The following is a 12,483-nucleotide window of genomic DNA, read 5'->3' on the forward strand; positions in this document are numbered from 1 at the left end:
ATTTGAAATTGATCATATGCCTATGGCCTACCAATAGTTTCTGCCTTTTCTTTATCAAGCCACCATAGCGTTTCCACCGGGAAACCATAATCGGGTTTTGGTTCCTTAAAGCCGAAACGATCCCAATAAGCGACACGGTGATTCGCAACAGTCCAATTTGGAATCCACTCGCGCCTTATACGCAAGTAGCGATCCAAAACACGTATCGTTGCCACAAGCTCATCCCGGGTCGTCACTGTACCAACATCTTCAATCAGAGCGTCAATAATAGGATCAGACGTGCCGGGCAGATTATAGCTTCCCGGCATATTAGCGGCTTTTGAACCAAACATGCCTGCGAGCGAATCTTTAGTGGGTGTGGCACCAAACTGCATGGCCATGCCCACCATATCGAAATCAAAATCCTCAACCCGGGACTGATACTGGCTTGCATCCACCAAGCGCAGGCTTGCATCAATCCCTATAGCACGCAACCTCTGAACAAATGGATTGTAGATACGCGAAAAACTTTCGGAATTGCTCAGAATTTCAAGCGAAAGCTTTTGCCCGGTCTCGTCGTGAAAATTCCCTTTCTCGCGAATAAATCCGCTTTCTTTCAGTAGCTGAATTGCACGGGAAAATTGTTTCCGATCTCTGCCTGATCCGTCAGACACCGCCATTATGGGCGCAGGTCCATAAATTTCGGGTGGTAACCGGTCTTTATAGCGTTCTAGAATCTTGTGTTCTTGCGCTGTGGGCAGGTCGACAGCTTGGAAATCTGATCCATTAAAGCAGGATTGTGAGCGCTCATAAGCGCCATAGAATAGATTTTTGTTCGTCCATTCAAAATCAAAACAAAGACCTATGGCTTCACGCACCCGTGGATCGCGAAAATGTTCACGCCGCTGATTAAGCGCCCATGCCTGCATAAGTGGCCGTTTTTCACGCGCGAATGTACGTTTAATAACTTTATTTTGCTTGATAGCAGGGAATTCATATCCCGTGGCCCAGTTTTTCGCGACATATTCCGCACGAAAATCAATGGCTCCCTTTTTGAAAGCTTCAAATTCCGGCTGCCTATCGCGATAAAACTCTATGCGGATACGATCAAAATTATTCTGTCCGCGATTAATTGGAAGATCTTTAGCCCAATAATCGTCAACCCGATCATATTCAATAAATTGACCGAGAACGAAATTGCCAACCCGATAAGCGCCCGAGCCCAAAATAGGCTCAGTGGCGGTGCTCTCAAAATTCTTGTCATCAAAGTAATTTTCCGAAAGAATCGGCAATGTCACCGCGTCGAATACCGCCTTTGGCTGACCTTCAGAAAAGCGCATGCGAACGTCGCCCTCGTCCTCCTCAATCAATTCCAGTGCCGATAGGCTCTGGCGAATATGCGGGTGGCCTTTTTTTTGAAAAATGCGATAGGTAAACACAATATCGCTGGCCTGCACCGGGGACCCATCGTGAAACCGTGCGGCTTTGCGGAGTTTAAACAGAAACGTCTGACGATCAGGCGAGATTGTTACGCTTTCCGCAATCAGCCCATAAAGCGAATCGGGTTCGTCAAACGCAGCTGCCATTAACGCATCAAAGGTCAGCTCCAGCCTCGGCGGAGAATCCCCTTTAAAACTAAAGCTGTTAAGCGTGTTGAAAGTGTTGGTGTTCTGGTTCCAAAGCCAACTCGATGGCGCAAAACGAAACACTCCGCCCCTTGGCGCATCAGGATTTACATAATCAAAATACCCGAAATCCTTTGGGTATTTCAGGTTGCCAAAGGCAGATATACCATGCAGCGCTGTGTCACTAGCTAATTGAGCGAAGGCTCTGCCCGGCAATGAGCCAGCAACAACGGCACAGGCAGCGCCGCCAAGAAAATGGCGACGATTCAACCCCAAATATTTCATCAATACCGCCCCCTAATCGCCCCGTGCCTTAAGATTAGCTTCCTTAGCCGGATCGACCCACCAGGAAAATGGATCAATACCACTATAGTCTGGCTGATTTTCAGGCATGCCGAATTTGTTCCAATAAGCGACATTAATATGGTCGGAATACCACTGCGGAATGACGTAGTAATTCCATAAAAGAGCCCGGTCGAGAGCATGGGTGGCGGCAACCAACTCCTCTCTGTCTTTCGCATAGATGACGCGATCAATGAGCTTGTCTATTGCCGGGTTTTTAATGCCTGAATAATTGCGGCTGCCTTTAAAATCTGCCGCGGCAGATCCCCACATTTGCCGCTGCTCATTGCCCGGAGAGCTGCTCTGAGCAATTACACTGGTAATAATATCATAGTCAAAATCATTCACTCTTGCCTGATATTGCGCGGCATCCACGATGCGAACTCTGGCATCAATCCCAATTCGACGTAAATTCTGCACGAATGGATTGAATATTCTTTCGTCTGTTGGGTCACGCCCTAAAAACTCGATGGTAAACTGCTTGCCATTGGCATCGACCAGCTTATTGCCTTGCAGTGTCCAGCCAGCCTCTTCGAAAAGTTTCAGCGCTGTCCGCAGGTGTTCGCGGGTTGCCTGAGGTGAATCATAGACTGGCAGCTTGAATTCTTCCGTTAACGCTTCCGGGGGAAGCGCATCTTTGACGGTTTCCAAAATTTCCTGTTCCGCAGGGCTTGGCGCGCCATCGAGCTGTAATTCATTTCCTGAAAAATAGCTTTCAATACGATTATACTGATTGAAGAACATCAGCCGATTCATCGTTTCAAAATCGAAAGCATAGGTAAGCGCTTTGCGCACTCTAGGATCTTGAAACTTGTCGTGGCGCGTATTCATGAAATAACCCTGCATGCGACCGACAGCATGATAGGGAAATGATTTTTGAATAATGTCGCCACGCTCTACAGCGGGAAAATTATACTGCTCAGCCCAGCGTTGGGCGCGGTTTTCCAGCCGGTAATCATACTGTCCGCCTTTTTTGAACGCTTCCCATGTAGCATCTTCATTGAAGAAATATTCATACGCGATACGGTCAAAATTATTTCTGCCCACATGAACCGGAAGGTCTTTGCCCCAGTAATCATCAACTCTGGTCCAAATAATTGAACGACCGGGAGTGACACGCTCAATTTTATACGCGCCTGAACCCAGCGGAATTTCCAGCGTCGGGCGAGTAATGTCGCGCTTTTTCCCTTGCGCATCAGTACCTTCCCACCAGTGTTTTGGCAGAACGGCAAGCTGGCCAAGAATCTGGGGCAGCTCGCGATTGCCTGTCTGAGAGAAGGTAAACTTCACCTCATTTTCCCCGGTCTTTTCCGCTTTTTCGACATCGCTATAATATTTATTATACGCGGGGGACTGCTTTTTGAGCACATCAAATGACCAGATCACGTCATCAACGGTGATCGGCTGTCCATCATGCCAGCGTGCTTTCGGGTTGAGCTTAAATTTGACCCAGGAATAATCATCTGGATATTGCATTGCTTCAGCAATCAAAGGATATTGCGTTGATGCCTGATCCAATGCGTCAGACATCAGCGTATCGTAAAGAAAGCCGCCACCAAATTCAGACAATCCGGCTGCTGCAACGCCCTGAATTACATAGGGATTGAGACTATCAAAAGTGCCGACCGCCACTTGATTGAGGCTACCGCCTTTCGGCGCGTCAGGGTTTACATAGTCATAATGTTTGAAATTTGCCGGATATTTCGGCTCTCCAATCAAACTCGAAGAATAGCGCCATTCCGGCGCTGACCCGTCGTTTGATACCTCATCCGCAAAGGCTCCAGAAGCCGCCCCCGCGAGCATAGCTGCTGCAAATGCTCCCGCCCAAAAAGCTTTCATCCAGCATCTCCTTGCTGCCAACTATATTAGGTTGCAGTTTTAGGGGTTTTTGCGGAGGAAGAAAGGCACAGGACCGAAAAAAATAGCACCAACAAAAAAGCCGGACTATAGCCCGGCTTTCTTTAAGCATATTTGCTGTATTAATTTGCAGGTACTGCATCCTGAGTTTCAGGGTCAGAAGCAGGGTTCTGTTCTTGCTCACCTTGGCCGGTAGGCTTGGTCTCTTCCGGCTGCTGAGCATCATCGCTAGGTGCAGTTTCCTGTGCTGAGCCATCTGCAGGAGCGGCTTCAGGCGCAGACTGATCTTCTTCAGTTTGAGCAGGCTTCGCGTCCTGGGCAGGCGCAGCTTCACCTTCTGTTGCCGGTGCAGCTTCGTCGCCGGATGCGGGCGCAGCTTCTGCTTCAGGCAATGGAGCCGGATCGTCTGAGAGGGTACGCAGATAAGCGATCAGGTCAGCACGTTCATTGTCCTTTTTGTCGCCGGCAAAGCCCATAATCGTGCCTTTAATATAGCCACGAGGCGAGAACAGGAACTTGTTGAGATGTTCATAATCCCACTTATTACCCTCTGCTGCGAATTCTTTCATTGCCGCAGAATAATTGAAGCCCTCAATAGAAGCTGCAGGGCGATTTACAATATCCCACAGATTCGGACCGACTTTATTGGGCCCACCTTTTTCTGCGGTGTGACAAGCCGCACAGCGTTTGTAAACATTTTCCCCGCGCGCTGGATCAGCGGATTGCATCAAAACTGCGATCGACACTTCTTCCTTAGCCGGAGCATTAGCGCCACCGCCAGAAGCATCCGACGCTTCGATCAGGTAGCCGGGCTTTTCAGGTGCGGGCGCACTAAACAGGGCATCCGAAAGAATACCTGTAGTCATGACAACGAAAACCGTCGCCAGAAAAGCCATTACAAATTTATTAGTCCGGGTTGAATTCATCGCCGGTCAGCGCTCCCTCTACCACAACGCCCTGCAAAGCCGGTATGCAACCTCTAATTAAGTTGACAACTCGCCCCGGCATTGGGCGGAAACTAGGTCTTTTACGGGGGAGATGCAACATATAAGACTTTCCAACCCCGTGACTTTTTGACACTTTCGCTGCAATTAACGTGGAGTAAAAGAGCTTTCCACGCTATCGCGACCAAATGCAACACCTCAAACATCTGAGGAATGGACAATGAAGACCCTGACACTGATACCTGCACGGCTTGGTTCGACACGCCTTCCCAATAAGCCGCTCGCAGATATTTGCGGCAAACCGATGATTGTCCATGTAGCAGACAGAGCCGCAGCGGCCGCGCTGGGCCAGACTGTGGTGGCGACAGATAGCGACGAAATCTATGCAACCGTGCGAGCGCATGGGCATGAAGCGGTGATGACACGATCTGATCACGAATCAGGATCCGATCGAATTTACGAAGCGCTTGAAAAGCTTGATCCCACGGCTTCCGTTGATTTCATCATCAATGTGCAAGGTGATTTGCCAACAATCGATCCGCAAACAATTCGCCGCTCCATACTGCCTCTTGTTGAAGGCCCGGCTGATATTGCAACACTTGGCGTCGAGATCACGCAGGAAGAAGAAAAAACCAACCCTAATGTTGTGAAGATCGTCGGATCGCCATTACAAGCCGATAGATTGAGGGCCCTTTATTTTACACGCGCCACCGCTCCCTATGGCGACGGTCCACTTTATCATCACATCGGCCTTTATGCCTATCGTCGCCCAGCGCTTGAACGTTTTGTAAAAATTGGCTCCTCTCCATTGGAAAGACGGGAAAAGCTGGAGCAGCTCCGCGCACTTGAGGACGGTATGCGAATCGACGTGGAGATCGTGAAGACGGTCCCTTTAGGGGTTGATACTCAGGCCGATCTTGATCGCGCTCGCATTCTTATTGAAAAAGGTCTTTAAATATCTCGCTTTGGCCGGGTAACGAAGAAAGTAGGGCAAAATGAAAACCAACAAAATATCCTTTCAGGGTGAAGCTGGCGCCAATTCTGACACGGCTTGCCGCGACATGTTCCCTGACATGGAGCCTTTGCCCTGTCCCACATTTGAAGACGCGTTCAATGCGGTCGAAAGCGGGGCTGCCGATCTTGCCATGATTCCGATTGAGAACACCTTGGCAGGACGCGTGGCCGATATTCACTATTTGCTGCCCCTGGCGGATATGCATATTGTCGGTGAATATTTTCTGCCCATTCATTTTCAGTTGATGGTGCTCCCGGGCGTAAAGCGCGAGGAAATCAAAACGGTTCATAGCCATATTCATGCTCTCGGGCAGTGCCGTAAGGTTATTCGTGAAAATGGTTGGAAGCCGGTAATCGCCGGTGATACCGCTGGTGCCGCACGCCTTGTCGCAGACCTGAAAGACCGCTCTATGGCGGCTTTGGCACCGCGCCTGGCTTCAAGCCTTTATGGCCTTGATATTCTTCAGGAAAATGTAGAAGACGCCGAAAATAATGTGACGCGTTTTGTGGTTCTTTCCAAAAATAAAAGCTGGGTCACTCGCTCAAAAGCTGATGAACGGATCATCACAACCTTTGTGTTCCGTGTCCGTAACGTTCCAGCAGCACTTTATAAAGCTATGGGCGGTTTTGCCACCAATGGCGTCAATATGACCAAGCTCGAAAGCTATCAGATTGGCGGTCGCTTTATCGCGACGCAGTTTTACGCTGATATTGAAGGCCATCCAGACGATCATAATGTGAAACTCGCGCTGGAAGAGCTGCAATTCTTCTCCAAAGAGGTGCGGATTTTAGGCGTCTATCGTGGAAGTGATGTTCGCGGCACTCCGCTTTTGGCGGCTGAGTAATTTTCAGACTTGATGTAATGTCTCCGGGTAGGATCGGGGGGGCGAGCTGTTCAGCCCCCATCCTCTGCCCATGCTCTAATCAGATGGGTTGCGATGGCGCCGGGTGCCGGAGTGTGTAAGCCATGCGCATGAGTACCAGCAAGCATGGCGCGTATTTCAGACTTTTCGAACCAGCGCCCGTCCTCAAGTTCGGCACGGTCAATGGTAAAATCGTCTGAAAGCACTTCTGCGTGACACCCTATCATAAGTGAATAGGGGAACGGCCAGGGCTGGCTTGCATAATATGCAACGCGACCAATCTTGAGCCCCATTTCTTCAAATGATTCGCGACGTACCGCCGCTTCAATTGTTTCGCCATGCTCAATAAAGCCAGCGAGACATGAATAAGAACCTGGCACAAAATGCGGGCTGCGCGCCAAGATACATCTGTCTCCGCGCACGGGAAGCATGATGGCTACCGGGTCAGTTCTAGGGAAATGATCAACAGTGCAATGCGTACAGACGCGGCTGATACCGCCCCCGCGCATTTCAGTCTTTCCGCCACAGCGTCCGCAAAAACGATGATTGCTGTGCCATGCACATAAAGAGGCCGCCTGTGCCAGCGCGCCAAGCGTATCAGAACCAACCAGCCCCTCCATATAGAGGCTGCGATAATCTTGCGCCCGATAGGGATCAACCTGCTCGTCAGGATCGAATTCAGCCATCAGCGCGACGATTGCTTGCCCATCCTGAAGCCCCAGCAAAATCGGCTCTTCCAGATTGGGAGCAAATTTGCGTGCCTCATTGAGATTAAAAAACGCGCGCGGGGCTGTTTCATCACTATAATCTAAAATCAGCCGATTGCTTCCCAGCACCAAAATGCGTGTTTCTTGCAGCTTAAGCGCGGCTAACGCTGCATCATTCTGGCGATTTTCAGAAAACCGTTCAATGCGGTTACCAGCAAAGCCGACATAGCGGCTTGGCTCGATTTCCGGCAGGTCATAAAGACGCGATACCATGGCAATCCTAATTTTTAAGTGGGATTAAGATGAGAGCGCAGCACTGATTTTCTGAATGAAATTTTCAGCTTCATCCTTAGAATATGGCTCGCCCTTTCCATAGCCCCAAACGGGGCCGGGCCAGCCTGCATCACCCTCATTGCGTGCGATCACGTGGAAATGCAGTTGACGTACAATATTGCCCAGCGCGCCCAAATTGACTTTGTCACAATCGGTCGTTTTTTTGAGCGCTTGCGAAACAATCGCTGTCTCAAAAGTGAGCATGGTCTGATCAAGCGGCGTCAAATCGTGCATCTCGACCAGATTAGCCCGCCGCGGCACGAGAATCAGCCACGGCCAGCGTTTATCATCCATAAGCCGCAATTCGCAAAGCCCCAGCTTTGCAACCAAAAATGTGTCGGCATTGAGCCGTTGATCGAGTACAAACTGTTCCATGAAAATATTTCTATCAGTTTTTTTCGCGAGATGCTTGCTTTTTGCGCGATGATTGACGATATGCAGCGTGGGAGGTTGGTGGTGGACGAGCCACTCGCCAACCGGGTCAGGTCCGGAAGGAAGCAGCCCTAACGAGCTTCGGCACGGGTCACCGTGCCAGCCTCCCACCTTTTCCTTGCATTTGCGGGTGTTGATAGGGTGCCTATCCGGTTGACGGCGCTCAAGGCCCGGTCCAGACTGGCCACCATCTTCACCAACAGGAAAAGCGATAAACAGGAACGGAGAGGTCGCAATGGACACAAAATCCGCAGACGGCGCCTATCGCGTTCTCGCTCGCAAATATCGACCACAGAATTTCGACGATCTTATCGGCCAGGAGCCGATGGTTCGCACCCTCAGCAATGCCTTTGAGGCAGGTCGCATTGCGCAGGCCTGGATGCTTACCGGTGTGCGCGGCGTGGGAAAAACCACGACAGCCCGTATTCTGGCACGTGCCCTCAATTATAAAACCGATACGATCGACCAGCCTTCGATTAATCTCTCCGAAATGGGTGAGCACTGTCAGGCGATTATGGAGGGACGCCATGTCGATGTAATCGAAATGGATGCGGCCTCTCATACGGGTATTGATGATATTCGGGAAATTATTGAGCAGGTTCGCTATCGCCCGGTCTCGGCTCGTTATAAAGTCTATATAATCGACGAAGTGCATATGCTCTCGACGGCAGCCTTTAATGGCTTGCTCAAGACGCTTGAAGAGCCGCCCCCGCACGTTAAATTCATCTTTGCCACAACAGAAATTCGCAAAGTGCCGATTACAGTGCTGTCGCGCTGTCAGCGCTTTGATTTACGTCGTATCGAATCGGGCACCTTAGCAACGCATTTGCGCCGGATAGCAGAAGCCGAAAATATTAACGCCGATGATGCTGCCCTTGCCATGATTGCAAGAGCGGGCGAAGGCTCGGCGCGCGATTCCCTTTCAATTTTCGATCAGGCCATCGCCCATGGCGCCGGTGAGGTTAGCGCAGAAGCTGTTCGCTCTATGCTGGGGCTTGCGGATCGCGCACGCATTATCGACCTGTTCGAAATGTTGATGCGGGGCGATGTAGCCGGAGCACTCAACGAGTTTCGTGCGCAATATGATGTGGGAGCGGACCCATCGGTCATTCTGACGGATCTGGCCGAATTCAATCATTTGGTGACGCGACTTCGCTTCACTCCGGAAATCGCCGATGACGTGACGCTGTCGGAAGATGAGCGTATGCGCGGGCGTGAATTCGCACAAAAACTCTCAATCCGGGTTCTTTCACGCACATGGCAAATGCTGCTCAAAGGTATTGCGGAAGTTGAGAGCGCATCTCGCCCTGTTCAGGCGGCTGAGATGCTTCTGATTAGGCTTGCTCATGCGGCAGACCTGCCGACGCTTGATGAAGCGCTTCGCGGGCTGGATGGTAATGCACCGGCCACGCAACGCTCTGCTTCCCCAGCTCAAAGCCCATCCACCGATGGACCAAGGCCGAGCAGTAGCGCTGCATTGCAGACACAAAAGCCTGTAGCAGATGCGGTAGCGTCCTCTTCCGCTGCGCCGACTAATGGTGGGCCAGCCACCGCTATGCGTATTGTTGAGGCACCTGCGCCGCAGCCATCCGTAAATATTGCTAGCCTCGATGATATTGTGGCTCTTGCCGATAAATATCGCGATATGCAGTTTAAAATTTTGGTAAAAAACTGCGTGCGCCTAGCATCTGTTGCGCCCGGCCGGCTTGAAATCGGGCTGACAGAAGATGGACCTAAATCGCTTCCCGCCGATATTTCGCAGCGATTATTGAACTGGACTGGAATTCGCTGGGTCGTAACCGTTGCTCGTGATGTGAGCACTCCGACAATTGCTGAAAAAGAGGCGCAGCGGCGTGAAAGTCTGGAAATGGATGCTCGCGCTGATCCAGACGTTGCGGCCATATTGGCGGCCTTTCCGGGCGCTAAAATCACAGATGTGCGCATTGCTGTGGCAGAAGCAAATGATGATGAAGATATTGATCTTGATATGGTCGATTCTTCGTCCGATATGCCGCTCGAAGATGATTGATATTTCTGAATAATAAGGAGCACACCCATGCGGGATATGCTGGGCATGATGAAACAGGCAAAGGAATTGCAGGCCAAGATGAAGGCCATGCAGGATGAGATTGCCGATTTGGAAGCAACCGCGTCATCGGGCGGTGGATTGGTGAGCATCACCCTTTCGGGCAAGGGCACGCTGTCGGCTATGAAGATCGATCCTTCGCTGATGAAGGAAGATGAAGTCGAAATTCTTGAAGATCTGATCATTGCCGCACACAATGATGCTAAGGCCAAACTCGAAGCGGCGATGGCGGAAAAAACCCAGGCTCTGACGGCTGGCTTGCCGATTCCTCCCGGTTTTAAATTGCCGTTCTGATTTGAGTGCGCAATCAAGCAAAATGATTTAAACCGGCACAATGTCTAAACGAATCGCTGGTCCTGAAATTGAACGCCTTATCCAGCTTCTGGCACGAGTGCCGGGGCTGGGGCCGCGTTCTGCGCGCCGTGCGGCGCTTCATCTCATCAAGAAAAAAGAAGCTCTGCTGATCCCGCTTGGCAATGCCATGCAGGAAGCCGCCGAGAAAGTGCGTATCTGCTCCTGCTGCGGCAATGTCGACACCTCAGATCCGTGCACGATTTGCACCGATGTCAGACGTGAGCCTGCCACTTTGATCGTGGTCGAGGATGTCTCAGACCTATGGGCGCTTGAGCGCGCGGGAACCATGAATGTCCGCTATCATGTTCTGGGCGGGCGTCTGTCACCCCTTGATGGCATTGGCCCGGATGATCTCAATATCAGATCGCTGGTCGATCGGGTTGGCGCAGGCGAGGTTAAAGAGGTTATTCTCGCAGTGAACGCAACTGTCGAGGGTCAAACCACCGCCCATTATATCACCGATCAGCTAGCAGGATTTGAGGTGCGAGTAACCCGGCTGGCCCATGGTGTACCTGTTGGTGGCGAACTTGATTATCTTGATGAGGGAACTCTGGCTGCTGCGTTGAGAGCCAGAACAGCATTGTGACGAGGGGAAAATGAAATGGCTGGTTTGTGGAAACAATATATAAAACTGGCCGTTGCATTTTCTGTGACATTGGTCACATCAACGGCCATTGCCGCACCACCAAAGGCACAGATCGAAAACCAATATCGCAAATGGATCGAACAGGAGCTTTGGCCCGAGGCCAAAGCAGAGGGGGTATCGCGTGCCGTATTTGATCAGGCCTTTAAAGGCCTAACAATCAATTGGAAACTTCCCGATCTTGTTATTCCAGGCGAAAAACCAGCCACACCCAAAGCGCAGAAACAAGCGGAATTTGGCGCTCCCGCCCGTTATTTCAACGCAAAGACGGTCGGTTCTGTGAGCCGCGGTGGCAAGGCACGATTAGGCCAATATGCAAACCTGCTTCAACGCATTGAGCAGCAATATGGGGTGCCAGGCCGGATTGTTGTTGCAATCTGGGGTCGGGAATCGGGTTTTGGTACAGTAAAAATACCGCATAATGCCTTTGATGTGCTGGGCACCAAAGCATTCATGGCGACGCGCAAAGATATGTTTCGTGAAGAGCTGATAGCAGCGCTTAAGATCGCTTCTCGCGGATATATCGCTGACAATAGGATGAAAAGCTCTTGGGCTGGCGCGCTGGGCCAGCCGCAATTTATGCCGTCCTCCTATCTCAAACACGCAGTTGATTTTGATGGCGATGGAAAACGCGACATCTGGAATTCGGTGCCCGATACGCTGGCATCTATCGCGAATTATCTAAAAATCCATGGCTGGCAGCGGGGTCGCGATTGGGGCTATGAGGTCTTGGTGCCGCAAAGCGTGTCCTGCGCACTTGAAGGCCCTGATCAGGGTAAGACATTTGCTGAATGGGCACGGTTAGGCGTTAAACGGGTCAATGGCAAAGCTTTTCCTGCAAATGAGCTCAAAGGCGAAGGCTATTTGTTGATGCCAGCGGGCCGCTACGGCCCAGCCTTTATCGTGACGCCAAATTTTTATGTCCTCAAAGATTATAATATGAGCGATCTTTATGCGCTTTTTATCGGTCATATCGGCGACCGGATCGCTTATGGGGCAGGGGATTTTCATATCCCGTGGAGCGATGTCGGCACCATGTATCGCTCAGATATTCAGGCAATGCAAAAGCGCATGCAAGCACAGGGCTATGATGTCGGCAAAGCCGATGGGCTGCCGGGCTTTAAAACCCGCAGGTCAATTGGTCTCTGGCAGGCAAAAAACAATCAGGCTCCAACCTGCTTTACCCAGCCGGAAATAATCAAGGCAATTCGCTAAATTTGCACCGAAAGCTAGAGCCATAGCTCACTTTCTAAATGCGCTAAAATATGACCAACAAAAAGCCCGGTACATGACCGGGCTTTTCT

The 12,483-nt window shown here is 50.9% G+C and carries 10 protein-coding genes, 1 other RNA gene and 1 pseudogene; 7 read left to right on the top strand and 5 right to left on the bottom strand.

What is annotated here, in order from left to right:
- Positions 1-20 precede the first annotated feature (20 nt).
- The 3 genes and pseudogenes from C7374_RS01315 to C7374_RS01325 form a co-directional block, all read right to left on the bottom strand.
- Positions 21-1,889 carry an extracellular solute-binding protein gene (locus tag C7374_RS01315; RefSeq protein WP_111573802.1) on the bottom strand — a complete coding sequence of 623 codons (1,869 nt, stop codon included), beginning with the start codon at positions 1,887-1,889 and terminating at the stop codon, positions 21-23.
- A gap of 12 nt (positions 1,890-1,901) precedes the next feature.
- On the bottom strand, positions 1,902-3,785 hold the full coding sequence (locus C7374_RS01320) for an extracellular solute-binding protein (protein WP_111573803.1): 1,884 nt from the start codon (positions 3,783-3,785) through the stop codon (positions 1,902-1,904).
- A gap of 359 nt (positions 3,786-4,144) precedes the next feature.
- A pseudogene (locus C7374_RS01325) lies at positions 4,145-4,729 on the bottom strand (c-type cytochrome); the annotation flags it as partial.
- Positions 4,730-4,967: 238 nt separating this feature from the next.
- Between C7374_RS01325 and C7374_RS01330 the strand changes: the two are divergent.
- Positions 4,968-5,702: a 3-deoxy-manno-octulosonate cytidylyltransferase gene (locus C7374_RS01330; protein WP_111573805.1), complete on the top strand. Its 735-nt coding sequence runs from the start codon at positions 4,968-4,970 to the stop codon at positions 5,700-5,702.
- 40 nt (positions 5,703-5,742) lie between these two features.
- The gene (locus tag C7374_RS01335) at positions 5,743-6,606 is read left to right on the top strand and encodes a prephenate dehydratase (protein WP_111573806.1); all 864 of its coding nucleotides are present in this window, start codon (positions 5,743-5,745) and stop codon (positions 6,604-6,606) included.
- A gap of 50 nt (positions 6,607-6,656) precedes the next feature.
- Here the strand turns inward: C7374_RS01335 and nudC are convergent, their stop codons facing one another.
- Entirely contained in the window at positions 6,657-7,604 is a 948-nt protein-coding gene (gene nudC / locus C7374_RS01340) for an NAD(+) diphosphatase (RefSeq protein WP_111573807.1), read from the bottom strand.
- A gap of 24 nt (positions 7,605-7,628) precedes the next feature.
- Entirely contained in the window at positions 7,629-8,039 is a 411-nt protein-coding gene (locus tag C7374_RS01345) for an HIT domain-containing protein (protein WP_111574240.1), read from the bottom strand.
- 70 nt (positions 8,040-8,109) lie between these two features.
- Here C7374_RS01345 and ffs point away from each other — a divergent pair.
- The 5 genes from ffs to C7374_RS01370 all read left to right on the top strand — a co-directional run bounded on the left by ffs (position 8,110) and on the right by C7374_RS01370 (position 12,394).
- Positions 8,110-8,207, top strand: an RNA gene (gene ffs, locus C7374_RS01350) — signal recognition particle sRNA small type.
- A gap of 124 nt (positions 8,208-8,331) precedes the next feature.
- Positions 8,332-10,125 carry a DNA polymerase III subunit gamma/tau gene (locus C7374_RS01355; RefSeq protein ID WP_111573808.1) on the top strand — a complete coding sequence of 598 codons (1,794 nt, stop codon included), beginning with the start codon at positions 8,332-8,334 and terminating at the stop codon, positions 10,123-10,125.
- A gap of 27 nt (positions 10,126-10,152) precedes the next feature.
- Complete coding sequence (locus C7374_RS01360) at positions 10,153-10,476, top strand: YbaB/EbfC family nucleoid-associated protein (RefSeq protein WP_111573809.1); 324 nt, start codon at positions 10,153-10,155, stop codon at positions 10,474-10,476.
- Positions 10,477-10,516: 40 nt separating this feature from the next.
- Entirely contained in the window at positions 10,517-11,122 is a 606-nt protein-coding gene (gene recR, locus C7374_RS01365; RefSeq protein ID WP_111573810.1) for a recombination mediator RecR, read from the top strand.
- Between the two features lie 15 nt (positions 11,123-11,137).
- Complete coding sequence (locus tag C7374_RS01370; RefSeq protein WP_111573811.1) at positions 11,138-12,394, top strand: lytic murein transglycosylase; 1,257 nt, start codon at positions 11,138-11,140, stop codon at positions 12,392-12,394.
- The last annotated feature ends 89 nt before the right edge of the window (positions 12,395-12,483 follow it).

Source organism: Falsochrobactrum ovis, from assembly GCF_003259955.1.
Taxonomy (GTDB): domain Bacteria; phylum Pseudomonadota; class Alphaproteobacteria; order Rhizobiales; family Rhizobiaceae; genus Brucella; species Brucella ovis_A.